The following is a 25,982-nucleotide window of genomic DNA, read 5'->3' as shown; positions in this document are numbered from 1 at the left end:
CCACCCACGCACCATGCCATTGATCCTCGCCTCGACCTCGCGTTACCGCCGCGAATTGCTGGAACGGCTGCGCCTGCCCTTCCACGTGGCCCGGCCCGAAACCGACGAAACCGCGCTGCCCGGCGAAGCCGCGGCGGCGCTGGCGCAGCGGCTGGCCCGGGCCAAGGCCGCCGCGGTGGCCGTGCGGCAACCGGAGAGCTGGGTGATCGGTTCCGACCAGGCCGCCGAGCTGGAAGACGGCCGCATCCTCGGCAAGCCCGGCACCCGCGACGCCGCCATCGCCCAGTTGCGCGGAATGTCCGGCCGCGCGGTGCACTTCCGCACCGCGGTCTGCCTGCTGCGCGGCGACCGGCGGCTGGAAGCGCTGGACACCACCACCGTGCGCTTCCGCGCGTTGTCCGGCGAGGAAATCGAACGCTACGTCGACGCCGAGCAACCGCTGGACTGCGCCGGCAGCTTCAAGAGCGAGGGCTTGGGCATCGCCCTGTTCGACGCCATCGAACCCCGCGACCCGACCGCGCTGGTCGGCCTGCCGCTGATCGCACTGGCCGGCATGCTGCGGCAGGCGGGCTTCGCCCTGCCCTGACCATCAGTCGCCGATCGCGATCGGCTGCTCGGGCCAGTCTTCGACGCTGCCGTCGCTGCCGTGCAGGCGCAGTCCCAGCCAGTGCCGGCCCGGGGCGAACGCGGATGCATCGATGCCGGCGGAAAAACCGACGTCGGGGTGGTTCGGGTCGACCGAGATGCGCCAGTAGGCCGCCACGCCCGGATCCGGTTCGCCATAATGCGCCGCGCCGACCGGTTTGCCGTCCAGCAGCACGTCGACCCGGTCCAGGCCGACACCGTCCTTGAACGCCCAGCCACGGAGGTCGAAGCGGTGGCCGACGCGGGCGTGCGCGGCCGGCTGGTCGATCCAGGCGAATGCCGGCAGCGTGCAGGTGCCACCGGCTTTCTGCGCGGGCAACCGGAACAGCAGGAAGCGCTGCGCGCCGTGGTCGACGTTGACCACGCGCGGCCGCGGCAGCGGACCCAGCTTCGCACACAGGCCGTGGTAGTGCGCAAGCAGCGACTTGTACTGCACCTCGTTGGCGCCGACCACCAGCAACGTCGGCGCGTCGCGGCTGCCGTCGCTTTCAAGCCGCCACAACCGCAACTGCGGTGCGCGACCGTGCTTGTGGTTCAACGGATGGTCGAGCACCGGGATACCGGGATCGTCGAGGGCGAAGCCGAGTTCGGCGCCGGCCTTGAAATTGTCCACGAGCAACCGCGTCCCAGGCGGCATCCCCGCCAGCTCCTCGCGCACCGCGGCCGCCAGCCGGTCCCAGCCGGCGAAGTTGTACGGGTAGTACTTGCTGCCGGCCTGTTGCGCGCGCCACGCCGGCACCGACACCACCAGGTAGTAGCCGAGCATCGCGACCAGGCCCAGCCCCGCCAGCGTCCACGTGGCGGTGCGCCAGCCGCGCGGCCAGCCCGCCAGCAACGCGGGCACCGCGACCAGCAACGCGAGGTAGCCGGGCAACGGCCAGTGGAAGCTGACCCTGTCGACGTCGGCGAAGAAGCCCAACGCGAAGAACCCGAGCGTCGACACGCCGCCGAGCAGGCCGAACCAGCGCTGCTGCACCGGCGCGTCCTTGCGCTTGCCGCGGAACGAACCGACGAACACCCACGCCAGCGCGACGAACAGCAACGGCGTGACCAGCAGGGTCTGGACGCCGAGGAACGACAGGCCGGACCACTGGAACGACCATGGATGGCGGTCGACCAGCTGGAAGCGCAGGCCGGCGTCGGCGTTCTCCAGGTTCCACGAAAGCAGCGGCGCCCATGCGGCCACGCCGAGCGCCAATGCGACCCACACGCGCGGATCGCGCAGCACGCGCCGGCCTTCCGGCAACCACAGCAGGGCGACGAAGCCGATGCCGATCACGCCGGCGAACCGGTAGTGGCTGAGCGCGCCGATCGCCAGGCCCAGCGCGAGTTCGGCGGCGGAGCCGGCATCGATCTCGCGCAGCAGGCGCGCGCCGGCGTCCAGGCACAGCACGGTCGCGAACGCCATCGGCACGTCGGGCAAGGCAAGGATGCCCAGCGTGCCCGCCAGCGGCATCAACAGCGCCAGCATGCCCGCGCGCCAACCCTGCGTTTCGCCGTACCAGCGCCCGGCGATGTGCGCGACCAGCCACGGCAACAGCGCCGCCAGCAACAGGAACGGCGCGCGCAACGCCAGCACGTGCTGGCCGCCGAGTCCGGTGCCCAGCCGCGCCAGCCACGCGGTCAGCCCGGGCAGGTCGGAATAGGCCGCCGCGAGGTGCCGGCCTTCCTGCCAGTAGAACGCCTCGTCGACGAACAGCGGCAGGCGCGCGGCGACCGCGACCTTGAGCAGGGTCGCAACCAGCCACAGCGTCACGAATTGGCGATAGGCGCGTCGTTCTTCCTGCATGTGCCGCTAGACTGTCGGAAACGAAGGGTCTGGATTGGATAACGCGATGTCGGCCGTCCGCGAAATGCTAACCGATGGCCTGCGCAATGCCCTGAAGGCCGCGCAGGACCAGGTCAACGCGCTGGTGCTGGGCAAGCCGTTCGAAGTGCGCCTGGCCTTCGTCGCGCTGCTGTCGGACGGGCACCTGCTGATCGAGGACCTGCCCGGCCTGGGCAAGACCACGCTGGCGCACGCGTTGGCCGCGACCCTGGGCCTGGGCTTCCAGCGCGTGCAGTTCACCTCCGACCTGTTGCCGGCCGACGTCCTCGGCGTGTCCGTCTACGACGCGGCGTCGCGCCAGTTCCAGTTCCACCCCGGCCCGGTGTTCACCCACGTGCTGCTGGCCGACGAGATCAACCGCGCGCCGCCGCGCACGCAGAGCGCGCTGCTCGAGGCGATGGCCGAACACCAGGTCACGCTGGACGGCACGACGCGCGCGCTGCCGGCGCCGTTCTTCGTCATCGCCACGCAGAACCCGGTCGACCTGTCCGGCACCTACCCGCTGCCGGATTCGCAACTCGACCGCTTCCTGCTGCGCATGGCGCTGGGTTACCCGAACGCCGAATCCGAACTCGCCCTGCTCGCCGGCGCCGACCGGCGCACGCTGATTTCGCGGGTCGAGCCGCTGCTGTCGGTGGAAGACGTGCTGGCACTGCGCCGCGCGGCCGCCGAAGTGCACGCCAGCGAGGCGCTGGTCGGCTACGTGCAGGCCCTGCTCGCGCGCAGCCGCGCGCACCCCGGCGTGCGCGTGGGCCTGTCGCCGCGCGCGGGCATCGCCCTGCTGCGCGCCGCGCGCGCCTACGCGCTGCTGCTCGGCCGCGGCCACGTGCTGCCCGAGGACGTGCAGGCGCTGTTCGCCGCGGTCGCCGCGCACCGCCTGGTCGCGGAAGCGGAATCCGTCCCGGCGGCGGCGCTGGCCAAGGCGATCCTGCACGCCGTGCCCGTGGACTGAACCGATGCCCGTGTCGCTGCGCAAGCGCACCGACGCGCTGGTCGCGAAATTCGCGCGGCCGCGCGGACCGGAAACATTGCCGGTCGCGCTCGACCGCCACCGCGTCTACGTGCTGCCGACGCGCTTCGGCCTGTTCTTCGCCGCGCTGCTGTTGGGCATGCTGCTGGGCGCGCTGAACTACAACAACAACCCGGCGCTGCTGCTGGCCCTGCTGCTCGGCGCCGCCGGCATGGCCAGCCTGATCTTCGCCCACCTGCAGTTGTCCGGATTGCGCGTCGAGGCGGCATCCGCCGAACCGGTCGCCGCCGGCCAGGCGCTGCAATTGCACCTGGCCTTCGCCGCGCGCGACCGGCGCTGGCGGCGCGGCCTGCAACTGCATGGCGGGGAACGCGGCGCGCCCGTTCCGGTCTTCAGTGACAAGGCGGTCGTCGTCCTCGAGCTGCCGACCGAACGTCGCGGCTGGCTGCCGCCGCAACGCATCAAGATCGCGACCACGCAACCCCTGGGGCTGGCCGAGGCCTGGTCGTGGATCTGGCCCGACGCGCCGCTGCTGGTGTATCCGGCGCCGGAGGCATCGCCGCCGCCGCTACCGGGCGGCGAAGGCGGCAGCGCCCGCGCGCGGCTGCAGCCGACCGGCGACGAGGTGCACCACCTGCGCCCCTACCGCGCCGGCGATGCGCGCCGCGCCATCGCGTGGAAGCCGTCGGCCCGGCGCGACGCGCTGCTGGTGCGCGAATACGAGCAGCAGGCCGGCGTGGAAACCGTGCTCGACTGGACCACGTTGTCGGCACTGCCGTGGGAACAGCGCATCCGCCGCCTCGCCGCATGGATCGACCTGGCCGAACGCGAAGGCCGGCGCTACCGGCTGAAGCTGCCCGGCCAGCCGCCGCTCGGTCCCGCGCAGGGACCCGCGCATCGCCACCTCTGCCTGCGCGCACTGGCGCTGTTGCCCGATGGCTGAGAACAGATCCCCCGCTCCGCTCGACGCCGGCAGCCGCGCATGGACCCTGCTTGCCGCCGCGCTGGCGTTATTGCCGCTGCTGCTGCAACTGGTGCCTTCCCTCGCCTTCGGCATCGGCGCCACCGCGCTGGCCATCGCCGCGCTGTCGTGGCGCAGGCCGATGCCGGCATTGCTGCGCCTGGCGCTGGCGCTGGCGATGCTCGCGGCCGTGTTGTGGGTGATGGGCCCGCGCTTCGGCCGCGACACCGGCTGCGCGCTGCTCGCGGCGATGCTGGCGATCAAGCCGGCGGAAACGCACACGCTGCGCGATGCGCGCAGCCTCGCCGGCTTCGCCCTGTTCGCGCCGTTCGCCGCGTTCCTGCTCGACCAGGGGCCGCTGACGATGACGCTGGGCCTGCTCGCCGCACTGGCCGCGCTGCTCGCGCTGCAGCGATTGGCCGATGCCGAAACCCCGATCGCGACCGGGGCCGTTCCGTTGCGCCGGCGACTGATCGCCACCGGCAAGCTGGTCGCGGTCGGCCTGCCGCTGGCGCTGGCCGCGTTCTGGCTGGTCCCGCGCCTGGCCACGCCGCTGTGGGGCGTGCCCGAGCGCGCGCTGGCGCGGCCCGGGCTGTCCGACCACATGACGCCCGGCGAATGGGTCGACCTGATGGCCGACGACACCCCGGCGCTGCGCGCGCAGTTCTTCGGCCCCGTGCCGCGACCGCAACAGATGTACTGGCGCGGCCCGGTGCTGTGGGATTTCGACGGCCGCGACTGGACCCGGCCGCGCTGGCTGCGCGACCTGCCGACGGCACCGGCCGCGGCGCAATCGCTGCGCTGGGATTACCAGATCGAATTCGAACCCACCGACCGCCGCCAGCTGGTCGCACTGGACCTGCCCACGGCCGCACCGGCCGGCGCGCGGCTGTCGTTCGATTACGGCCTGTATGCCGCGCAGCCGTTGAGCGCGCTGACCCGCTGGCGCCTGCAATCGTCGCCGCCACGGCAGTTCGAGCCGGAGCTGAGGCCGATGTTGCGCCAGCAGGCGCTGCGCCTGCCGCCCGACCGCAACCCGCGCACGCTGGCGCTGGCGCGACAATGGCGGCGCGAAGCCGGCGCCGACGATGCCGCGATCGTCGCGCGCGCGTTGCAATGGATCCGCACCGAGTTCGGTTACACGCTCGACACGCCATTGCCCGGCCGCGACGGCGTCGACGAATTCCTGTTCGGCTGGAAGCGCGGCTTCTGCGAGCACTTCAGTTCGGCCTTCGTGGTGCTGATGCGCGGCGCCGGCATCCCGGCGCGGGTGGTCACCGGCTACGTCGGCGGCTACCGCAACCCGTTCGGCGGCTACTGGGTGGTGCGGCGCATGGACGCGCACGCCTGGGCCGAGGTCTGGCTGCCGCAGCGCGGCTGGGTACGCGTGGACCCGACCGCAGCGGTGGCGCCGGAACGCATCTACGACACGCTGGAAGACCGCCTCGGCGCGGCCAGTGGCGGCGGCTTCGGCCGGGAATTGGTCCGCATCGGCGACTTCGGCGACTGGCTGCGGCGCGGCTGGAACGACCTGGTGCTGGGCTTCGACGCCGGCCGCCAGCGGGCGCTGCTGCGGCCATTGGGCATCGAGCGCCTCGGCGAGCGCGGGCTGGCCACGCTGTTCGCCCTGTTCGCCGCGCTGGCCCTGGCCGGCATGGCCTGGCTGCTGGCGCGCGGCGAGCGCGAGCGCGACCCGTTGCTGCGCGCCTGGCACCGGCTGGGCCGGCGCTACGCGAAACTCGGCCTGCAGCGCGCGCCGCACGAGCCGGCGCTGGACTGGGCGCGGCGCGTCGCGGCGCAGCATCCGCCCAGCGGACCGACCCTGATTCCACTCAGCCGGCGTTTCGCCGACGCACGCCACGCTGCCACCAATGGGGAACGGGAGGCGCTGCTGCGCGACCTGCGCCGCCACCGCCCCTTGAAGCATCCACCGGAGAGCACACCATGAGAATCCGCATCCCCAGCCGCCTGCTCGTCCCACTGGCCGCGTGCACCGTGCTCGCCGCCTGCGCCACCGCGCCGAAGCCGTTGCAGGGCACCTATACCCCGGTCACGCCGCGGGACGCGGTGGCCGGCACCCAGGCCGGCGCCAACGTGCGCTGGGGCGGCAGCATCGTCGAGACCAAGCCCGGGCCCGACAGCACCTGCTTCCAGATGATCGCGCGGCCGCTGTCCGCGACCGGACGCCCGTCCGACAGCTCGCCCGACGCCACCGACGGGCGCTTCATCGCCTGCCGCGCCGGCTTCTACGACCCGGCGGTGTTCGCCCCCGGCCGCGAGGTGACCTTCATCGGCCGCGTCGACGGCGTCGAAACCGCCAAGATCGGCGAATACGACTACAAGCTGCCCAAGGTCACCGCCGACGTGGTCTACCTGTGGCCGGAGAAGCACGAAGTCCAGGTACGCCCCTATCCCTTCCACGACCCGTTCTGGGGCCCTTACTGGGGGCCGCGCTGGGGTTACTGGGGTTGGTGGTAAGGCGCGACTTCCACCGCCACGCGGAAAACGCCGCCCGATGGGCGGCGTTTTCGCTTCGGGATCCGGGCTGGCGTAACGTCGCCGGCCCGATCGGGGCGACTGCTCAGGCCGGCGTGCCGAACCGGCCCAGCTGCGCGCCGGCCAGCAGGTGCAGGTGGATGTGGAACACGGTCTGCCCGGCGTCGCCGCGACAATTCATCACCACGCGGTAGCCGTCCTGCTCGAAGCCCTCGCGGCGCGCGTATTCGGCCGCGGCCAGCGCCAGCTTGCCGACCAGCGCGGCGTGCTCGGGCCGGGCGTCGTCCAGCGTCGGGATGTGCACGTTCTTCGGCACGAACAGCACGTGCACCGGCGCCTGCGGGGCGATGTCCCTGAAACCGAGGACCTCGTCGTCCTCGTAGACGATCGTCGCGGGGATTTCGCGGCGGATGATCTTGCCGAACAGGGTGTCGTTGTCTGTCATCGTGGTTTCCTCAACGTTATTCGTCGTTCCCGCCCAGCAGCGTTCGCGGCTCGTGCCGCTCCTACAACGGCATCTCGCTGCGCGTGCCGAAGGCGTGCGACAGCGTGCCGCGGTCGACGTACTCGAGTTCGCCGCCCAGCGGCACGCCGTGCGCCAGCCGGCTCGGCTTGACTCCGTGCTGGCGCGCCAGTTGCGCCAGGTAATGGGCGGTGGCCTCGCCCTCGACGGTGGGGTTGGTGGCGATGATCATCTCGACCACCTCGCCGGCGGCAAGCCGCTCGGCAAGCTTGTCGAGGCCCAGCTCGCGCGGGCCGACGCCGTCCAGCGGCGACAGCCGCCCCTGCAGGATGAAATACACGCCGCGATAGCCGGTGGCCTGCTCGATGGCGAGGCGGTCGGCCGGCGATTCGACCACGCACAGCAGCTGGCGGTCGCGGCTGGCGCTGGCGCAGATCGCGCAGACCTCACCTTCGGTGAAGTCGCGGCACTGCGCGCAGTGGCCGATGCGGTCGAGCGCCTCGGCGAGCACGCCGGCCAGTTGCAGGCCGCGCTCGCGTTCGCGCTCCAGCAGGTGGTAGGCCATGCGCTGCGCGCTCTTCGGGCCGACGCCGGGCAACACCTTCAGCGCTTCGATCAATTGCTCGAGAAGTGATGCGCTCACGGAACCATGACGACCGACATCAGAACGGCAGCTTCATTCCCGGCGGCAACGGCATGCCGGCGGTGGCCGCGCCCATCTTCGTCTTCGATTCGGCGTCCACCTTGGCCGAGGCGTCGTTGAAGGCGGCGGCGACCAGGTCCTCCAGCATCTCCGCGTCGGCCAGCAGCGACGGATCGATGCGCACCTTCAGGCACTCCTTCGCGCCGGTCAGGGTCACGCTGACCAGGTTGCCACCGGCGTTGCCGACGACTTCCAGCTTGGCCAGTTCTTCCTGCGCGCGCTTCAGGTTGTCCTGCATCCGCTGCGCCTGCTGCATCAGTTGGGCGATGTTTCCACGCATGTTCCGTCTAACCTCAATCTTCGAATGGGCGTATCGAGTCCGGCACGACCTTGGCGCCGTGCTTCTGGATCAGCAACTGCACGTCCGGACTGTTCATGAAACTTTCCTCGGCCGCGCTCTGGCGTTCGTCGCGCTGGCGGTCGGTGCGCGCCTTCAGCGTCTCCGCGCCGGCGTCGCCGGCCTCGAACGCGATCTTCGGCACGCCACCCAGCACCGGCGCCAGCGCCGCGGCAAGATCGCCGACCGAGCGTTCCGAGCGCAGGTACTCGAAACCGGCCGGCAGCGACAACTTCAGCACGGAATCCCCGTAGCCGACGAAGGCCGTGTTGGCGGCCAGTTCCTTGCTCGGCCCGCGCAGGTTGCACGAAGCGACCAGCGCCAGCCATTCCTCGGCGTCGGCGATGCCTCGGGGAATGGATGCGGGCGCCGCTTCGACGGGTTTCGGGCTTTCCACCGGCTTCGGCACGGTGGCGACCGGCGGCTCGGCGCGCGCCTGCGGTTGCGGCGAAGCGACTGCGCGCGCCGGCCCGGCGGCAACCGGCGCCGCGGGCGGCGCAACTGGCGCCGAGGCATTGCCACTCGCCTGCACGGAGCCTGGGGCGGCATCGCCAGGCGACGCCGGCCGGAACGCGAGCATCCGCAGCACGCTCATCTCGAAGCCGGCGCGCGCGCTCGGCGCCAGCGGCAGGTCGCGGCGGCCGTTCAGCGCCATCTGGTACCACAGCTGCACCACTTCCGGGCGCAGCCGCGCGGCGTAGGCGGCGGCGTCGATGCCGTCGGCCTCGACCGCCACGTCCGGCACCAGTTGCTTCACCTGGATCCGGTGCAGCGCCTCGGCCAGCGCTTCCAGCACCGCGCCCCAGTCGGGGGAGAAATCGGCCAGCTTCGCCACGGTACCGAGCAATGCCGCGCCGTCGCCGTCGGCCAGCGCATCGAGCATCGCGCCGACCTGGGTGCGGTCGACGGTGCCGAGCATCGTCGCCACGGTGGCGTCGTCGAGCTTGCCGCCCGAGTAGGCGATGGCCTGGTCCAGCAGCGACAGGCCGTCGCGCAGCGAGCCGTCCGCGGCCCTGGCGATCTGCCTGACCGCGCCCTCTTCGGCATCGATGCCCTCGGCCTTCAGGATCTTCGCGATCTGCCCGGAAATCTGCCCCTCGTCCAGCCGCTTCAGGTTGAACTGCAGGCAGCGCGACAGCACGGTCGGCAGCAGCTTCTCGGGGTCGGTGGTGGCGAGCAGGAACTTGACGTGTTCCGGCGGCTCTTCCAGGGTCTTCAGCAGCGCGTTGAACGCCGCCTTCGACAGCATGTGCACTTCGTCGACCAGGTAGACCTTGTACTTGCCGCGGCTGGGCATGTACTGGGCGTTCTCGATCACCTCGCGCACGTCGTCGACGCCGGTGTTCGACGCGGCGTCGATCTCCAGCAGGTCGATGTAGCGGCCGGCGTCGATCGCCAGGCAGGTCTCGCATTCGCCGCAGGGATCGGCGCTGGTGCCGCGCTCGCAGTTCAGCGACTTGGCGAAGATGCGGGCGATGGTGGTCTTGCCGACGCCGCGGGTACCGGTGAACAGGAAGGCGTGGTGGACGCGGCCCGAATCCAGCGCGTTGGTCAGGGCACGCACCACGTGCTCCTGCCCGACCAGTTCGGCGAAACGCTTGGGACGCCACTTGCGGGCGAGGACGAGATACGACATGCCGCCATTGTGCCACGCCCGGTCGCATGAACTGGGGCCGGCGCCCGGACGCGGACGGGACTCGCAATAAACCCGCGACGCGGCTAGAATTCGCGGCTCCGTGGCCGACCGCAAGGTCGTCCGCGGGTCCCGGAGTGGTGTCCGAGTGGTTGAAGGAGCACGCCTGGAAAGTGTGTAAGCGGCTAAACCCCGCTTCGGGGGTTCGAATCCCCCCCACTCCGCCAGTTTCACAATTGCGATTCCCTCGCAAAAGCCCGCGCATCCATTGGTGCGGGCATCCAAAGCAAGCATGCGTCGCGGACGCATCTCGTCTCTATGGTGACCCCGTCGGTCCCTCGCGACGCTAGATCGAAAACCCCGCCAGGGCCGGAAGGCAGCAACGGTATCGGTCGATGCGGGCGCCGAGGCCAGCCGGCGGGGTCATCGCCATTTCCAATGCGCATCGCGCATTGGAACCCCCAAAATCCGCTGCGCGAATTTCGGGCCCCGGGCGCGTGCTGCCTATCCCCGCGCCTTCGGCGCGCGCCCTTGGCAAAGGGGGCTCTTCTACCTAGGCCGAGAGGCAAACCGGCAGGGTCGTCGTCTTATCCACCGTCCGACAGCCGCTCGACGCTCGGCTTGCCGTCGCGCTGGCTGAAGCGGAACGCGTACGACAGCCGGATCTTCGTCGGCGTTTCGACGGCGCCTTCGACCGCGCAGGCATCCTCGGCCGGCTTGCCGTCGGGCGTCGAACAAACCAGCGCAGGGTCGTAGACCCATCGCAGGACGGCGTCGTTCGCGGCCGCGGCGAATTCGCCGCCCGGCTCGCCCGATGCCGCGGGGCAGGCTCCGTCGACCCGCGGGCGCGCGGCGAATACCTTGCCGGTTTCGTCGATATCGATTTCGACGCAAACCACGACCGGTTCCAGCCGCAGCTTCAGCAGGTCGGGCGGGTATTCCGGCATCGCCGCCGGCTCGACCAGGTTCGGAAACACGAAGGCCTGGTCGGATCGCAGCGGCATCGCCGCCGCGCCGGCCGGCGGCGGCACGATCGACACGCCCACGTCGCCGCTGCGCGCGGCCTCCTCGACGACCGGCGGCGACCGGCAGGCGGCCAGGGCCAGCAGCATGCACGCCGCGACCCGCCTCACAGCTCGACCTGCCCCATCCGCAGCGCGGTCGGCTCGGCGAGCGCGACGAGCTCGCCCGGCTGCGCGACGCGGTAGCCGCGCGCGGCCAGCGCCTCGCCGTCGGCCGCGCCGGCGTAGTGGTACAGCACGCAGCGCCGCAGCAGTTCCGGCGGATATTCGCGTTCCAGGTCGTCGATGCCGCTGTGCGACGGATTGCCGCGCAGCGCGCAATCGTGCGCGATCAGTTCGTTGTCGTCGGCGACCTTCGCCAGCACCTCGGGGATCGGCCGGGTGTCGCCGCTCCACACCACGCTGCCCTTCAGGCGCAGGCCGAACGCGCTTTGCGGCCAGTGGTGGCGCACCGGGAACACTTCCAGGCGCACGCCGTCGTGCCAGAAGTGGTCGCCGACCGGGATCAGCTGGAACGCGTCCCACAGGTTGGTTCCGCCCTCGGCCAGCACGTTCGGATATTCGCCGACGCGCTGGTGCAGCAGCGGCACCAGCGGCGCCGGCACGTACAACCGCACCTTGCCGCGCCGCGCCTCGAAGAAGTACGCACTGACGAACAGGCGCTCGAAGCCCGAGACGTGGTCGAGGTGCGCGTGGGTGATGAACAGCGCGTCCGGATAGGCGCCGCCGTACTGCGCCAGGTAGTTGGTCAGCCCTTCGCCGCCGCAATCGATGGACAGCCACGGCGCGCCGTCGCGCTCGATCGTGGCCATCGCCGAACCCAGCTCCGGGGCGAAGGCGTTGCCGACGCCGTCGAATCGCAGCGACCAGGTCATGTCGAAGCCTCCATCAGATGTCGCGCTCCCAGGCATGGTCGTAGGCGCCGCGCAGGCGGGCGAAGTCGCTGCGCACCTCGCCCGGGCTGCGCCTACCGCGTAACTTCAGCAGCGAACGCAGCAACCGCGACAGGTTGCGTTCCCGCCATTGCGTGGCGGGGATGCGCAGCTGGCCGCGGTCGAAGTCGATCAGCCAGCCCTTGCCGGACGCATCGAACAGGATGTTGTGCGCGTTGAGGTCGGCATGGTCCAGCCCGGCGCGGTGGAAGCGCGCGACCAGGCGCCCGGTTTCCTCCCACGGCGCGTCGCCGCCGGCCACCTGCACGCGGTCGGCCAGCGAGCGCACGTCGGGCAGGCGCTCCAGCAGGATCGCGGCGCGGTAGCGGAAGCCTTCGCGCACGTAGCTGGCGGCGATCGGCCGCGGCACCGGCAAGTCCTTTTCCAGCAGGGCACGGGTCAGGCGGAATTCGGCGAAGCTGCGGGTATGCGCGGCATCGCGCCACAGGTAGCGGTCGCGGCTGAAATGGGCGGCGAAGCCGCCGCGCCGGTACTGCCGCAGCAGAGCCTGGCCGAACGGCGCATCGATGAACCAGGCGCCGCCGCGCCCGCCGCTGCTGACCGGGCGGGCGCGCTCGCCCCACGCCGCGGGCGCCATCCACGCCGGATCGGCTTGCCGGAAGCGCTTGCGGTCGAACAGAATCGCGCCGAAGCCGCGCGCTTCGCGGAATGGCACCAGCCCTTCTGTCGCGTCGAATCCCGTCATTGCCGCGAGTCTAACAACTCTTGTCCGCGATTCCCCCATCGATCTGCTTGCTGCGCCTGTCCGCACTGGGCGACGTGACCCACGTGTTGCCGCTGGTGCGCACGCTGCGCGCGGCATGGCCCGACGTCCGCCTGCACTGGATCATCGACAAGGCCGGGCACCGCCTGCTCGAGGGCCTGCCGGGCGTGGTCTTCCACGTCTACGACAAGCGATCCGGCCTGGCCGGCATGCGCGCGCTGCGCCGCGAACTGCCTGCGGAGGGCTTCGACGCGCTGCTGCAGATGCAGGTGGCCCTGCGCGCCAACCTGTTGTCGGCGTTCGTGCCGGCGCGGCGGCGCATCGGCTACGACCGCTCGCGCTCGAAGGACCTGCACGGGCTGTTCGTCAACGAACGCATCGCCGACCGCCCCGGCATCCACGTGCTCGACGCGATCGGCAGCTTCTGCGAGCCGCTGGGGCTCAGGCAGACCGAGGTGGCGTGGGAGATGCCGGTGCCGGACGACGCCTACGAATGGGCCGACCGGCAGTGGCCGGACGACGGCACGCCGGTGCTGATGATCTCGCCGTGCTCCAGCCATGCGCGGCGGAACTGGTACGCCGAACGCTATGCGGCGCTGGCCGACCACGCGGCGGCGAAGGACTGGCGGGTAGTGTTGTGCGGCGGGCGCAGCGAACTGGAGCGCAAGACGGCCGACGCGATCCTCGCGGCGATGAAACGCCCCGCCCTCGACCTGGTCGGCAAGGACACGCTGAAGCAGCTACCGGCGCTGTTGAAGCGCGCCAGCCTGCTGGTGACGCCGGATTCGGGACCGATGCACATCGCCAACGCGATGGGTACGAAGGTGCTGGGCCTGCACGCGGCCAGCAACCCGCGCCGCAGCGGGCCGTATTCGGACCTGCACTATTGCGTGGACAAGTACGACGTGGCGGCGCGCAAGTACCTCGGCAAGCCGGCCGAGGCGCTCAAGTGGGGCGCGAAGATCGAGTTCGACGGGGTGATGGAGTTGATCGAGACAGCGGACGCCATCGCGGCGTTCGAGCGGTACGTGCACGATCACACGATGTGACCGATCAATTCCGGTTGAGGCCGTCCGGCTCCAGCGTATGCAACCGCAGTTTCCATGAGCGCTCCAACGCGATCACGTCGTCCATCGGCATGTCCGGTGCGACCAGCTGCAGGATGCTGAACTCGAACCCGGCCGGATCAATGCCGCGCAACAGCTTGTTGCCGCCGTGCCCGCTGGAGGCATAGTTCAGCCAGCGCCCAAGCAGGTTGTCCAACCCGTACGCAGAGCCGACATAGCCCTTGCCGCTGGCCCTGTCGCGGATGTAGTAAACACCGCGCCATTGCCGCAGCGCGGCTTTCCAGCTTGCCGGCATGACCTGCAATTGCCTCCAGTCCAACAGGAGGTTTTGCCATGCAGGCATCGACGCGACCAGCAGGCTTTCCTCGGCAATCGCATGCACCGGAAACACGTTCTTTCCAGCCCAGCGCCGCCATGCCCGTTCCAGACCAGGCCACCTGCAAACCAGACGGCCCGACCATTCGGCCATCGCCACCAATGGCTTCAGGTCGAACAACAGGCATCCTTCGCGCTTGGTCAGGCCAATCATGCCGAAATCAGCCAGCGTCTGATGCTCAGGCATTCCCCAATAGTCGTCGCGACTGATGCGGGTCGAACCAGCGACCCGGTACAGGCCGACGAACAACGCCCTGCCCGCCTCATGGCCGAAGAACGACGCGACATGTGTCGCCCGTGCCACCGAAGACTCCACGGGCTTGCCGTGCGTGCGCTGGTAGGCATCGAACAATTCCCGCCTTTCTGCAATCAGCCACGGAAACACTTTGCGCAGTTCCGGCTCGTACGGCCGGTGGCGCAGGACGACGACGCCCCGCGGATCGACCCCCTCGGCCTGCAACAATGCGTTGAAATCGAGGCCGGGCATCGGTGCGCTTACGGCGCGCTGCCGGCCTTGTAATCCTGGTACGACTTTTCCTCGACGTAACTCGAGCCCAGCGCCAGGTTGATCTCCTTCTTGATCCGCGCGCGCTCGTCGTTCTCGAAATAGACGCTGCGGGCCAAGCGGATGAACTCCGCGTCGAACTCCTGCGCCTTCTCCTTCAGGCGGATGTCGTCCTCAATCACCCACAGCCGCTCGTTGACCGCCTTCAGGTCGGCGCGCAGCTTGGCGATGTCGTGGCCCGCGGCCGGGTGCGCCATCCAGGTCTTCTCCAGCGCCGCCAGCTCGTTGCGCACGTTCACCAGCTTGGCCGGGTCGGTCATGCGCTCGGACTTGATCTGCAGGATCGCGATCTTGTCGAGCAGTTCGCCGAAGGAAACGGGGGTGAAAATTTCGGACATGGGGAAAAATTCCGCTGGGATTGCCGGATTGTAAACCCGATCCTGCGGCAGGATGGACTCCCTCTCCCCTCATGGGAGAGGGAAACGCGCGTAGCGCGAGGGAGAGGGGTCGGCTTTTGATTTCCTGAAAGCAGGAACAGAAGCAAGGGCACGCTCGCTACGCTCGCGCCCCCTCTCCCGCCCTCCGGGCACCCTCTCCCACGAAGGGGAGAGGGAGAAAAGCGTTACTCGAAACTGCCGACCGCGTCGTGCGCCAGGTTGTCGAAGCGGGTGTATTCGCCGAAGAACTTCAGCTTGATCGAACCGGTCGGGCCGTTACGCTGCTTGCCGATGATGACCTCGGCCAGGCCCTTGTCCGCCGATTCCTTGTTGTAATACTCGTCGCGGTAGATGAAGACGATCACGTCGGCGTCCTGCTCGATCGCGCCCGATTCGCGCAGGTCGGCCATCACCGGGCGCTTGTCGGTGCGCGTTTCCAGCGAGCGGTTCAACTGCGACAGGGCGATCACCGGCACGTTCAGTTCCTTCGCCAGCGCCTTCAGCGAGCGCGAGATCTCGGAAATTTCGGTCGCGCGGTTCTCGCTGTTGCCCGGCACCGCCATCAGCTGCAGGTAGTCGATCACGATCAGGCCCAGGTCGTGCTCGCGCTTCAGGCGGCGCGCCTTCGAGCGCAGCACGTCCGGCGACAGCGCCGGGGTGTCGTCGATGAAGATCTTGGTTTCCTTGAGCAGGCGGATCGCGCTGGTCACGCGGCTCCAGTCCTCGTCCTCCAGCTGGCCGGTGCGCAACCGCGTGGCGTTGACCCGGCCCACCGACGACATCAGGCGCATCGCCAGCTGGCTGGCCGACATTTCCATCGAGAACACCGCCACCGCCTTCTTCGACTTGAACGCGGCGTACTCGGCCATGTTCAGCGCCAGCGTGGTCTTGCCCATCGACGGGCGCGCGGCGAGGATCAGCAGGTCGGTCGGCTGCAGGCCCGCGGTCATCTCGTCGAACTCGTGGTAACCGGTCGGCAGGCCGGTGATGCTGCCGCCGTTGTTGAACCGGTCCTGCAGCACGTCGAAGGCTTCCTTCAACGCGGTGTTGACCGGGGTGAAGTCGGTGCGACCGCGCGCGCCGGCCTCGGCGATGGCGAACACCTTCTGCTCGGCGTTGGCCAGCAGTTCCGCGCTCTCGCGTCCGTCGGGCTGGAAACCGTCGTTGACGATCTCGGTGCCGACTTCGATCAGCTGGCGCATCACCGCCTTGTCGCGGACGATCTCGGCGTAGGCGACGATGTTCGCCGCCGACGGCGTGTTCGCGGCCAGTTCGACCAGGTAGGCGCCGCCGGCGACCTGCTCGGACAGGCCCTGCGAATCGAACCATTCGCCGAGGGTGACCGCGTCGCAGGGGCGGTTCTTCTCGGCCAGTTCGGCGATGGCGCGGTAGATCTGCTGGTGGTCGCGGCGGTAGAAGTCGCCCGCGCCCAGCTTGTCGCCGACGCGATCGAAGGCTTCCGGCGCCAGCATCAGTCCGCCCAGCACCGCCTGCTCGGCCTCGATGGAATGCGGCGGCACGCGCAGGTGTTCGATGCGGCTGTCGCTGGGGTCGTTGCGGAAACCGGGGCGGGCGGACATGAGGGGAACGGTTTCCTGCAGGCGGAAGGGAAGCGGGTCGGCCATGGTAGTCGCTCGGTCGCAGGGGCGTTGCAGATAACCCTGTGCATAACCGGTGGGAATCTCATCGGCTGCGACGCGTCAGCCTTCTCCCTCCCGACCCGCGGGCATCCCCTCCCACGAAGGGAAGAGGAGAGATCGGAACCTCAACCCCCTCCCCCGCCCGGCTTGCCGTGAATCCCGCCTTTCGCCAGTTCGCGGGGATCGAGTAGCGGCTTCAGCACTTTCTCGGAAAGTCCGGTGACCTCCTTGGCCACGTCCAGCACCGGCCGCCCCTCCCTGTAGGCCTGCTTGGCGATCGCCGCGCCCTTCTCGTAGCCGATCACCGGGTTCAGCGCGGTGACCAGGATCGGGTTGCGGTCCAGCGCCTCCTTCACCCGCTCCTGCCGCACCTTCAGCCCGGCGATGGCGTTGTCGGCCAGCAGCCGCGACACGTTCGACAGCAACCGGATCGAGTCGAGCAGATTGGCCGCGATCAGCGGCAACGCCACGTTCAACTGGAAGTTGCCGGTCTGCCCGGCCACGGTGATCGCCGCGTGGTGGCCGATGACCTGCGCGGCGACCATCACCGCGGCCTCGGGGATCACCGGGTTGACCTTGCCCGGCATGATCGACGAACCCGGCTGCAGCGCCGGCAGTTCGATCTCGCCCAGGCCGGCCAGCGGTCCGGAATTCATCCAGCGCAGGTCGTTGGCGATCTTGATCAGCGCCACCGCCAGCGCGTTGAGCTGGCCGGACAGTTCGACCGCATCGTCCTGCGCGGCCAGCCCTTCGAACTTGTTGTCGGCGCTCTCGAACTTCGTGCCGGTCAGCCGCGAGAGCTCGATGGCGACCTTCCTGCCGAAGCGCGGGTCGGCATTGATGCCGGTCCCGATCGCGGTGCCGCCCAGCGGCAGCCGGCGCAGGCGCTTGAGGCTGTCGGCGATGCGCGCCTCGCTCGACGCGAGTTGCGCCGACCAGGCGGAGAATTCCTGCCTGAAGGTCAGCGGCATCGCGTCCATCAGGTGGGTGCGGCCGGTCTTGACCACGCGGCCGAGCGAGGCGCCGCGGCGATCGATGGTCCGGCGCAGGTGCTTCAGCGCCGGCAACAGGTCTTCGACCGCGGCCAGTTGCGCCGATACGCGGATCGCGGTCGGGATCACGTCGTTGGAACTCTGGCCCAGGTTGACGTGGTCGTTGGGGTGCACGGCGGTCTTGCCGGCCTTGCCGCTTCGGTTGGCGAGCGCGGCGACGCCCTCGTTGGCGTTCATGTTCGACGAGGTGCCCGAGCCGGTCTGGTAGATGTCGATGGGGAAATGCGCGTCGTGCCGGCCCGCGGCCACTTCCAGCGCCGCCTCGCGCACCGCGCGCGACAGGTTCTTCGGCAACAGGCCGAGCCCGGCGTTGACACCGGCGGCGGCGGCCTTGATCAGGCCGAGGGCGCGGATGAAGCCGCGCGGCATCGGCTGGCCGGAAATCGGGAAATTCTGCACCGCGCGCTGGGTCTGCGCGCCCCACAGCGCGTCGGCGGGCACCTGCAGCTGGCCCATGCTGTCGTGCTCGATGCGGAAGGACTTGCTCATGTCCGTCTCCTGTGCGCTTCCCGGGCCCAGAGGATACGCCGCGGGCCGGCCGCCGACCGCAGGCGTTAAACTACGCACCGTTCCAGATCACCACCCGCCAAGCCGGCCCGCGCGACGCTCCCGGGCCGCTTTCTTCTCCGCCCAGACCGATCCCCATGTCCGAATCGACCCTCCTCGCCCTGTCCCCGCTCGACGGCCGCTACGCCGCCAAGACCGACGCGCTGCGCCCGATCTTTTCCGAATACGGCCTGATCAAGGCCCGGGTGAAGGTCGAGATCGAATGGCTGCTGGCGCTGGCCGCCGAACCGGGCATCGTCGAACTCAAGGACTTCTCCGCCGCCGGCAAGGCCAGGCTGCGCGCGCTGGCCGACGGCTTCTCGGTGGACAATGCCGCGCGGGTCAAGGAAATCGAACGCACCACCAACCACGACGTCAAGGCGGTCGAATACTTCATCAAGGAACAGCTGAAGCACGACCACGAGCTCGGCCCCGCGCTCGAATTCGTCCACTTCGCCTGCACCAGCGAGGACATCAACAACCTGTCCTACGGCCTGATGCTCGACGCCGCGCGCCGCGACGTGCTGCTGCCGGCCTACGAGGGCATCGCCGCCACGCTGCGCAAGCTGGCCCACGCCCAGGCCGCGCAGCCGATGCTGTCGCGCACCCATGGCCAGACCGCGTCGCCGACCACGCTGGGCAAGGAAATCGCCAATGTCGCCGCCCGCCTGGAACGCCAGCGCAAGCAGATCGCCGCGGTCGAGCTGACCGGCAAGATCAACGGCGCGGTCGGCAACTACAACGCGCATGTGGTCAGCTATCCGGACGTGGACTGGCCGGCGTTCGCGCAGAAGTTCGTCGAATCGCTGGGCCTGGTCTTCAACCCCTACACCACTCAGATCGAGCCGCACGACAACGTGGCCGAAATCGGCGACGCAACGCGCCGCGCCAACACCATCCTGATCGACCTGGCCCGCGACATCTGGGGCTACATCTCGCTGGGTTACTTCAAGCAGCGCCTGAAGGAAGGCGAAGTCGGCAGCTCGACCATGCCGCACAAGGTCAACCCGATCGACTTCGAGAACGCCGAGGGCAACTTCGGCCTGGCCAACGCGCTGTTCGAGCATTTCAGCGCCAAGCTGCCGATCAGCCGCTGGCAGCGCGACCTGACCGACTCGACCGTGCTGCGCGCGCTCGGCACCGCCTTCGGCCATTCGCTGATCGCGCTCGACTCGCTGGCGAAGGGCCTGGGCAAGCTCGAGGTCAACCCGCAGCGCCTCGACGCCGACCTCGACGCGGCGTGGGAAGTGCTGGCCGAAGCGGTGCAGACGGTGATGCGCCGCCACGGCCTGCCGAACCCGTACGAACAGCTGAAGGCCCTGACCCGCGGCCAGGGCATCACCGCCGAATCGATGCGCAACTTCATCGAATCGCTGGAACTGCCGGTGGAGGCGAAGCAGAGGTTGCGCGAACTGACGCCGGGTTCCTACATCGGCTTGGCGGACAGGCTGGCCAAGGGCGTCTGAAACCCATGCGCATGCCCCTGGCCATCGCCGTCTTGCTGGCCACCGCGGCCTGTCGACCGGCTGCCTCCCCCGGATCCGTGGCCGAAGCGGCAGCGCCTGCAAGCGACGACGCGTCCGCGGTCCTCGCCTGCCCCGCCGACGCCACCGTCATGGACGGATGGAACGACCGCGCGCCTCCGCGCAAGATCTTCGGAAGCACGTGGTATGTCGGCACCTGTGGCATCACCTCGCTGCTGGTGACCTCGCCGCAGGGGCATGTCCTGCTCGACGGCGCCACCGAACCGGCCGGCCCGCTGATCGAGGCCAACGTACGCGCGCTGGGTTTCGAACCCTCGGACATCAAGTACATCGTCAATTCGCACGAACACTTCGATCACGCGGCTGGCATCGCCTACCTGCAGCGCGCCACCGGCGCCACCGTGCGGGTGCGCGAACCGGCCGTATCCACGCTGCACAACGGCAGGAGCGACCGCGACGACCCGCAATTCCTCGAGGAAGGGCAGGCGTTCCCGCCGGTAACCGGCGTCCAGCCCATCGCAGACGGCGAAACGCTGCGGATCGGCACGCTGGAGATCACCGCGCACGCCACGCCCGGCCACGCACCGGGCGGCACCAGTTGGACCTGGCGCGCCTGCGAGGGCGAACGCTGCCTGGACATGGCCTACGCCGACAGCCTGAGCTCGATTTCGGACGACGAATACCGCTATTCCGACGACGCAGCCCATCCCGGCTACCTGGCGGCCTTCCGCAAGGGCATCGACACGATCGCCGCCCTGCCCTGCGACGTACTGTTGACCCCCCATCCACTGGCCAGCAATTTGTTCGCGCGCATCGACGGCCGGGAGCCCCTGCAAGATGCCGGCGCCTGCAGGCGTTACGCCGAATCCGGCCGCGCCAATCTGGAAAGCCGGCTGGCCAGAGAGCGGACCGGAACCACCCCATGATCGAAATCGACGCCCGCGACCACCTCCCGCTCGGCATGCCGGCGGCGAAGTTCCTGCGCGAGTACTGGCAGAAGAAGCCGCTGCTGGTCCGCAACGCCTTCCCCGGCTTCGAGACGCCGGTGCAGCCGGAAGACCTGGCCGGGCTGGCCTGCGAGGACGGCGTGCTGGCGCGGATCATCGGCCACGATCCGGCGACGGACCAATGGACGCTGCGCACCGGGCCGTTCCGGGAAGAGGACTTCCCCGGCATGCCCGACCACGACTGGACCCTGCTGGTGCAGGACGTCGACAAGTGGGACGCCGACGTCGCCGCGCTGCTGGAACACTTCCGTTTCCTGCCGCGCTGGCGCATCGACGACATCATGATCTCCTTCGCCGCGACCAATGGCTCGGTCGGCGCGCACGTCGACCAGTACGACGTGTTCCTGCTGCAGGCGCAGGGCCAGCGCCGCTGGCTGATCGACGCCGGGAAGGACCCGCCGCTGGCCTTCCGCGACGACGCCGAGATCAAGCTGCTGCGCGAATTCCACCCGACCCACGACTGGGTGCTGGACCCCGGCGACATGCTGTACCTGCCGCCGAACGTGCCGCACCACGGCGTCGCGGTGAATCCGTGCCTGACCTTCTCGGTCGGCATGCGCGCGCCGTCCTCGGCGGAACTGATCGGCGACTGGCTCGACACCCTGATCGCCGACGCCGACGAACGCATCCGCTACCACGACGAGGACCTCGTCGCGCCGAAGGACCCGTACGAGATCGACGCCGAGGCGATGCGCCGCGTGGTCGAGGCGCTGAACGCGCTGCGGATGAACGATCCGGACAAATTGGGCGACTGGTTCGGCCGCTTCATCACCACCTACCGCGCCGCCGGCGACATCGTGCCGGGCGGCGAGCCACGTTCGCGGATCGAGGTCGAATGGGACCTCGAGCAGGGCGCCGCGCTGCAGCGGCACCCGTTCGCGCGCCCGGCGTGGCGCAAGGCAGGGCGCGGCGCGACGCTGTTCTGCAGCGGCCTCGACTTCGCCCTCCCCGTCCGGGATGCCAGCCGGCTGGCGGCGGCCGCGACGATCGACCGCACGCTGTACAACGCGCTGTCGCAGGCCGGCCGCGACGCGGTTTTCCAGTTGTTCGAACTCGGCCACTACCAGTTGCTGTCCGAGGACGACTGATTCCCGGTGCGGGAACGCCACGAGTCGCGAAGCGGATCGACCGGCGATCCGGACGAAAGGCGTCGCGACCCACGCCGCTGTTGCAGATCGAGAAGGGAGAGCATGTCCGATTTCACCATCCAGCCCATCGACTACGCCACCGGCATCGACGAGCTGCGCGCGGTGCGCGAGGCGGTGTTCGTGCGCGAGCAGAACGTGCCGCTGGAGCTGGAATGGGATGCGCTGGACCCGCTTTGCCGGCACGTGATCGCCCGCGACGCGCAGGGCCGGCCGATCGGCACCGGCCGGCTGACCCCGGAACACAGGCTCGGGCGCATGGCGGTGCTGCCGGAATGGCGCGGCCGCGGCGTCGGCGACGCGCTGCTGCAGGCGTTGCTGGCGGAGGCGCACAAGCTGGGCTGGCCGGCCGTGACCCTGCACGCGCAGGTTTCGGCCGAAGGCTTCTACGCCCGCCACGGCTTCGTGGCCGAGGGCGGGCGCTTCGAGGAAGCGGGCATCGCGCACCAGACCATGCGCCTGGTCCTGCACGGCACCCGTCCGGTCGCCGACCGCGCCGCCGCGGTGGCGACGACCAGCGCGATCGCGCTGCAGGCGCGGCGTTCGCTGGCGATCTACAGCCGCGACCTCGATCCCGGCCTGTTCGACGCCCCCGCCGTGCTCGGCGCGCTGCGGCGGCTGGCGACCCGCCGCCCCGGCGGCGCCGAGGTCCGCATCCTCCTGCACGATCCGGCCACCCCGCAGCACGCGCTGGCGCCGCTGCTGCCGCTGGCGCAGCGCCTGCCCAGCAGCTTCGCCTTCCGCCAGGTCCGCGAGCCGACCGACCTGTCCTACCCTTCGGCCTACGTCGCCAACGACGCCGGCGGCTGGTATTTCCGCCCGCTCGGCCATCGCTTCGACGGCGAGGCCGCGCTCGACGACCCCGGCCGCGCACGCCAGCTGCGCGAATCCTTCGCCCAAGTCTGGGAACGCTCCCGCCCCTGCACCGAACTGCGCGCGCTCGGAATCTGACCGGTTTCGCCTTTAGTCCAACAAGACCACGCTGGGACCGGTTCATGGGCGTATAATTTTCAGGCTAAGCCCAGGCCCGGCGGAAACAGAAGAAAATCCCGTCCGGACAAGCCCTTAGGGCAAGCCTTTCCTAGGATCGGGCCCCTTGGCCACCCCCACCGCAGCCAAAACCGCCATCGTGGACAATCTACTGAAGCAGTTCGCGCAATCCTCGCAGCTCAATGGGGGCAGCGCCTCCTACGTCGAAGACCTGTACGAGCAGTACCTCGTCTCTCCCGACAGCATCGATCCGAAATGGAAGGCCTACTTCGACGGCTTCAAGGGCCGCGAGGCCGGCGACGTGCCGCATTCGGCGGTCATCGCGCAGATCGCCGAAGCCGCGAAGCACGCCGCCAACAACGGCTACGCCAGCGCACCGGCCAGCGCCGGCGACGAGAAGGGCCGCAACGTCGGCCGCCTGATCACCGCCTACCGCTCGCGCGGCCACCTCGGCGCCAAGCTCGACCCGCTGAGCCTGGCCCCGCCGGTCAACCCGCCCGACCTGGGGCTTGATTTCCACAACCTGACCCAGGCCGACCTCGACCGCGAGTTCAGCACCGGCGGCGTCGCCGGCAAGCCGACGATGAAGCTGCGCGAACTGCTGGCGCGGCTGCAGGCCACCTATACCGGCCCGATCGGCGCCGAGTTCATGCATATCCCCGAGGCCGGGCAGCGCCAGTGGCTGTACCAGCGCCTGGAGGCCGCCGGCGGCGACTACGGCCTGGACGCGGCCGCGCGCAAGCGCACCCTGGAGCGGATCACCGCCGCCGAGGGCCTGGAGCGCTACCTGCACACCAAGTACGTCGGCCAGAAGCGCTTCTCGCTGGAAGGCGGCGACTCGCTGATCCCGCTGCTCGACGTGGTCGTTCGCCGCGCCGGCACCGACAAGGTCAAGGACATCGTGGTCGGCATGGCCCACCGCGGCCGCCTCAACGTGCTGGTCAACATCCTCGGCAAGAACCCGCGCAAGCTGTTCGACGAGTTCGAGGGCAAGTTCGAGCACATCCAGGGCAACCGCGCCCACACCGGCGACGTGAAGTACCACATGGGCTTCTCCGCCGACATCGCCACGCCCGGCGCGCCGGTGCACCTGGCGCTGGCGTTCAACCCGTCGCACCTCGAGATCGTCAACCCGGTGGTCGCCGGCAGCGTGCGCTCGCGCCAGGAACGCCGCGGCGACGCCGAGCACGCGCAGGTGCTGCCGGTGCTGATCCATGGCGACGCCGCCTTCGCCGGCCAGGGCGTCAACATGGAACTGCTGCAGATGTCGCAGGCGCGCGGCTTCGCCGTCGGCGGTACCGTGCACATCGTGGTCAACAACCAGATCGGCTTCACCACCAGCGCGCGCGACGACGCGCGTTCCACGCTGTATTGCACCGACGTGGCCAAGATGGTCGGCGCGCCGATCCTGCACGTGAACGGCGACGATCCGGAGGCGGTGGTGTTCTGCGCCAACCTGGCCTACGAATTCCGCCAGGCGTTCAAGAAGGACGTGGTCATCGACCTGGTCTGCTACCGCCGCCACGGCCACAACGAGGCCGACGAGCCGGCCGCGACCCAGCCGCTGATGTACCAGGTGATCCGCAAGCACAAGACCACGCGCGAACTGTACGCGACGCGACTGGAAGCGGACGGTACGCTGCAGGCCGGCGAAGGCCAGGCCCTGGTCGACGGCTACCGCAACAAGCTCGATTCGGGCGAGGTCACCACCGAGCTGGCCACCTCCAAGCCCGAAGACTACGAGCTGAACATCGACTGGTCGAAGTACCTGTCGGGCAAGCTCAGCGACAAGGTCGACACGACGTTCAAGAAGGCCAAGCTGCAGCAGCTGGCCAAGATCATCAACACGATCCCCGCCGGCGTCACCCTGCACCCGCGCGTGGCCAAGATCTACGAAGACCGGCTGAAGATGACCGCCGGCGATCTGGCCGGCGACTGGGGCTTCGCCGAGAACCTGGCCTACGCGACGCTGCTGTCGGAAGGCAACCGCCTGCGCCTGGTCGGCCAGGACGCCGGCCGCGGCACCTTCTTCCACCGCCACGCGATCCTGCACGACCAGAAGACCGACAGCTACTACCTGCCGCTGCGCCAGCTGGTCGACACCCCGAACGACGCCACCGTGATCGACTCGCTGCTCAGCGAGGAGGCGGTGATGGGCTTCGAGTACGGCTACTCCACCGCCGACCCGAACACGCTGTGCATCTGGGAAGCGCAGTTCGGCGACTTCGCCAACGGCGCGCAGGTCGTCATCGACCAGTTCATCGCCGCCGGCGAGGCCAAGTGGGACCGCATCAGCGGCCTCGCCCTGTTCCTGCCGCACGGCTACGAGGGCCAGGGCCCCGAGCACAGCTCGGCGCGCCTAGAGCGCTTCCTGCAGCTGTGCGCGCTGGAGAACATGCTGGTATGCGTGCCGACCACGCCGGCGCAGGCCTTCCACATGATCCGCCGGCAGATGCGCATGACCACGCGCAAGCCGCTGGTGGTGATGACGCCGAAGTCGCTGCTGCGCCACAAGCTGGCGGTGTCGACGCTGGACGAACTGGCCAGCGGCGAGTTCCAGCCGCTGATCCCCGATGCCTCCGCCGACCCGAAGAAGGTCAAGCGCGTGGTCGCGTGCTCGGGCAAGGTCTACTACGACCTGCTCGAAGACCAGCAGAAGCGCGGCCAGGACGACGTGGCGATCATCCGCGTCGAGCAGCTGTATCCGTTCCCGCGCGAGGCGCTGACCGCCGAACTCAAGCGCTACGCCAAGGCGACCGACCTGGTCTGGTGCCAGGAAGAGCCGCAGAACCAGGGTGCGTGGTACCAGATCAAGCACCACCTGCAGGCCTGCCTGGCCGACAACAAGGGCCAGACCCTGCATTACGCCGGGCGCGCGCGCTCGCCGTCGCCGGCCGCCGGCCACTTCAACGAGCACGTCGAGGAGCAGCTGCAGCTGGTCGCCGACGCGCTGGTGAACCCGCTCGGCAACCAGATCGTCGCCGAATAAACCTATCCTTCCCCCTCACGCAGTCATCCCG

Annotated in this window: 23 protein-coding genes, 1 tRNA gene and 1 other RNA gene; 13 read left to right on the top strand and 12 right to left on the bottom strand. The window is 69.6% G+C overall.

Annotated features, from left to right (window positions below; translation table 11 throughout):
• The first annotated feature begins 13 nt into the window (after positions 1 to 13).
• Positions 14 to 586: a Maf family protein gene (locus CSC71_RS01000; RefSeq protein ID WP_162372472.1), complete on the top strand. Its 573-nt coding sequence runs from the start codon at positions 14 to 16 to the stop codon at positions 584 to 586.
• Between the two features lie 3 nt (positions 587 to 589).
• On the opposite strand, the gene CSC71_RS00995 is transcribed toward CSC71_RS01000, so the two are convergent.
• Positions 590 to 2,434 (bottom strand): ArnT family glycosyltransferase, encoded by a 1,845-nt coding sequence (locus CSC71_RS00995; protein WP_162372471.1) that lies wholly within the window; start codon positions 2,432 to 2,434, stop codon positions 590 to 592.
• A 46-nt stretch (positions 2,435 to 2,480) separates the two neighbouring features.
• Here CSC71_RS00995 and CSC71_RS00990 point away from each other — a divergent pair, with 46 nt between their 5' ends.
• The 4 genes from CSC71_RS00990 to CSC71_RS00975 are packed head-to-tail and all read left to right on the top strand — an operon-like array spanning position 2,481 to position 6,882.
• On the top strand, positions 2,481 to 3,425 hold the full coding sequence (locus CSC71_RS00990) for an AAA family ATPase (RefSeq protein ID WP_246191903.1): 945 nt from the start codon (positions 2,481 to 2,483) through the stop codon (positions 3,423 to 3,425).
• A gap of 4 nt (positions 3,426 to 3,429) precedes the next feature.
• Positions 3,430 to 4,386, top strand: a complete 957-nt coding sequence (locus tag CSC71_RS00985) for a DUF58 domain-containing protein (RefSeq protein WP_162372469.1) — start codon at positions 3,430 to 3,432, stop codon at positions 4,384 to 4,386.
• The gene (locus tag CSC71_RS00980; RefSeq protein ID WP_162372468.1) at positions 4,379 to 6,352 is read left to right on the top strand and encodes a transglutaminase TgpA family protein; all 1,974 of its coding nucleotides are present in this window, start codon (positions 4,379 to 4,381) and stop codon (positions 6,350 to 6,352) included. The genes CSC71_RS00985 and CSC71_RS00980 overlap by 8 nt, the downstream gene beginning before the upstream one ends.
• A gap of 8 nt (positions 6,353 to 6,360) precedes the next feature.
• Complete coding sequence (locus tag CSC71_RS00975; RefSeq protein ID WP_162372483.1) at positions 6,361 to 6,882, top strand: Slp family lipoprotein; 522 nt, start codon at positions 6,361 to 6,363, stop codon at positions 6,880 to 6,882.
• 103 nt (positions 6,883 to 6,985) lie between these two features.
• Here the strand turns inward: CSC71_RS00975 and CSC71_RS00970 are convergent, their stop codons facing one another.
• The 4 genes from CSC71_RS00970 to dnaX form a co-directional block, all read right to left on the bottom strand.
• A complete protein-coding gene (locus CSC71_RS00970) occupies positions 6,986 to 7,345 on the bottom strand; it encodes a histidine triad nucleotide-binding protein (RefSeq protein ID WP_162372467.1) in 360 nt (119 codons plus the stop codon).
• A gap of 61 nt (positions 7,346 to 7,406) precedes the next feature.
• A complete protein-coding gene (gene recR, locus CSC71_RS00965) occupies positions 7,407 to 8,006 on the bottom strand; it encodes a recombination mediator RecR (protein ID WP_162372466.1) in 600 nt (199 codons plus the stop codon).
• Between the two features lie 19 nt (positions 8,007 to 8,025).
• On the bottom strand, positions 8,026 to 8,346 hold the full coding sequence (locus CSC71_RS00960) for a YbaB/EbfC family nucleoid-associated protein (RefSeq protein WP_162372465.1): 321 nt from the start codon (positions 8,344 to 8,346) through the stop codon (positions 8,026 to 8,028).
• Positions 8,347 to 8,359: 13 nt separating this feature from the next.
• Positions 8,360 to 10,039 carry a DNA polymerase III subunit gamma/tau gene (gene dnaX / locus CSC71_RS00955; protein WP_162372464.1) on the bottom strand — a complete coding sequence of 560 codons (1,680 nt, stop codon included), beginning with the start codon at positions 10,037 to 10,039 and terminating at the stop codon, positions 8,360 to 8,362.
• Between the two features lie 131 nt (positions 10,040 to 10,170).
• Between dnaX and CSC71_RS00950 the strand changes: the two genes are divergently transcribed.
• A tRNA-Ser gene (locus tag CSC71_RS00950) sits at positions 10,171 to 10,263 on the top strand.
• Positions 10,264 to 10,363: 100 nt separating this feature from the next.
• An RNA gene (gene ffs, locus CSC71_RS00945) (signal recognition particle sRNA small type) lies at positions 10,364 to 10,460 on the top strand.
• A gap of 163 nt (positions 10,461 to 10,623) precedes the next feature.
• Here the strand turns inward: ffs and CSC71_RS00940 are convergent.
• The 3 genes from CSC71_RS00940 to CSC71_RS00930 are packed head-to-tail and all read right to left on the bottom strand — an operon-like array spanning position 10,624 to position 12,696.
• Positions 10,624 to 11,148: an energy transducer TonB gene (locus CSC71_RS00940; protein ID WP_162372463.1), complete on the bottom strand. Its 525-nt coding sequence runs from the start codon at positions 11,146 to 11,148 to the stop codon at positions 10,624 to 10,626.
• Between the two features lie 17 nt (positions 11,149 to 11,165).
• A complete protein-coding gene (locus CSC71_RS00935; RefSeq protein ID WP_162372462.1) occupies positions 11,166 to 11,933 on the bottom strand; it encodes an MBL fold metallo-hydrolase in 768 nt (255 codons plus the stop codon).
• 13 nt (positions 11,934 to 11,946) lie between these two features.
• Positions 11,947 to 12,696, bottom strand: coding sequence for a 3-deoxy-D-manno-octulosonic acid kinase (locus CSC71_RS00930; protein ID WP_162372461.1), 750 nt, complete (start codon positions 12,694 to 12,696; stop codon positions 11,947 to 11,949).
• A gap of 20 nt (positions 12,697 to 12,716) precedes the next feature.
• On the opposite strand from CSC71_RS00930, the gene CSC71_RS00925 reads away from it, so the two are divergent.
• Positions 12,717 to 13,763, top strand: a complete 1,047-nt coding sequence (locus CSC71_RS00925; RefSeq protein ID WP_162372460.1) for a glycosyltransferase family 9 protein — start codon at positions 12,717 to 12,719, stop codon at positions 13,761 to 13,763.
• Between the two features lie 4 nt (positions 13,764 to 13,767).
• On the opposite strand, the gene CSC71_RS00920 is transcribed toward CSC71_RS00925, so the two are convergent.
• The 4 genes from CSC71_RS00920 to CSC71_RS00905 all read right to left on the bottom strand — a co-directional run bounded on the left by CSC71_RS00920 (position 13,768) and on the right by CSC71_RS00905 (position 18,279).
• A complete protein-coding gene (locus CSC71_RS00920) occupies positions 13,768 to 14,643 on the bottom strand; it encodes a GIY-YIG nuclease family protein (RefSeq protein WP_162372459.1) in 876 nt (291 codons plus the stop codon).
• 8 nt (positions 14,644 to 14,651) lie between these two features.
• Positions 14,652 to 15,059, bottom strand: coding sequence for a DUF6165 family protein (locus CSC71_RS00915; protein WP_162372458.1), 408 nt, complete (start codon positions 15,057 to 15,059; stop codon positions 14,652 to 14,654).
• A gap of 224 nt (positions 15,060 to 15,283) precedes the next feature.
• Positions 15,284 to 16,678: a replicative DNA helicase gene (locus CSC71_RS00910; protein WP_162372457.1), complete on the bottom strand. Its 1,395-nt coding sequence runs from the start codon at positions 16,676 to 16,678 to the stop codon at positions 15,284 to 15,286.
• Between the two features lie 185 nt (positions 16,679 to 16,863).
• On the bottom strand, positions 16,864 to 18,279 hold the full coding sequence (locus tag CSC71_RS00905) for a class II fumarate hydratase (RefSeq protein ID WP_162372456.1): 1,416 nt from the start codon (positions 18,277 to 18,279) through the stop codon (positions 16,864 to 16,866).
• 155 nt (positions 18,280 to 18,434) lie between these two features.
• On the opposite strand from CSC71_RS00905, the gene purB reads away from it, so the two are divergent.
• The 5 genes from purB (at position 18,435) to CSC71_RS00880 (ending at position 25,951) form a co-directional block, all read left to right on the top strand.
• The gene (gene purB, locus CSC71_RS00900; protein ID WP_162372455.1) at positions 18,435 to 19,802 is read left to right on the top strand and encodes an adenylosuccinate lyase; all 1,368 of its coding nucleotides are present in this window, start codon (positions 18,435 to 18,437) and stop codon (positions 19,800 to 19,802) included.
• Positions 19,803 to 19,813: 11 nt separating this feature from the next.
• Positions 19,814 to 20,746, top strand: a complete 933-nt coding sequence (bla, locus tag CSC71_RS00895) for a subclass B3 metallo-beta-lactamase (protein ID WP_162372454.1) — start codon at positions 19,814 to 19,816, stop codon at positions 20,744 to 20,746.
• Complete coding sequence (locus CSC71_RS00890) at positions 20,743 to 21,915, top strand: ribosomal protein uL16 3-hydroxylase (protein WP_162372453.1); 1,173 nt, start codon at positions 20,743 to 20,745, stop codon at positions 21,913 to 21,915. Before bla ends, CSC71_RS00890 begins: the two co-directional genes overlap by 4 nt.
• 102 nt (positions 21,916 to 22,017) lie before the next feature.
• Positions 22,018 to 22,923, top strand: coding sequence for a GNAT family N-acetyltransferase (locus CSC71_RS00885; protein WP_162372452.1), 906 nt, complete (start codon positions 22,018 to 22,020; stop codon positions 22,921 to 22,923).
• Between the two features lie 178 nt (positions 22,924 to 23,101).
• Positions 23,102 to 25,951: a 2-oxoglutarate dehydrogenase E1 component gene (locus CSC71_RS00880; RefSeq protein WP_162372451.1), complete on the top strand. Its 2,850-nt coding sequence runs from the start codon at positions 23,102 to 23,104 to the stop codon at positions 25,949 to 25,951.
• Positions 25,952 to 25,982 lie beyond the last annotated feature (31 nt).

It is taken from the genome of Pseudoxanthomonas sangjuensis, assembly GCF_010211755.1.
Classification (GTDB): domain Bacteria; phylum Pseudomonadota; class Gammaproteobacteria; order Xanthomonadales; family Xanthomonadaceae; genus Pseudoxanthomonas_A; species Pseudoxanthomonas_A sangjuensis.
The sequence above is the reverse complement of the archived record's forward strand: the minus strand, read 5'-3'. Positions and strand labels throughout refer to the sequence as shown.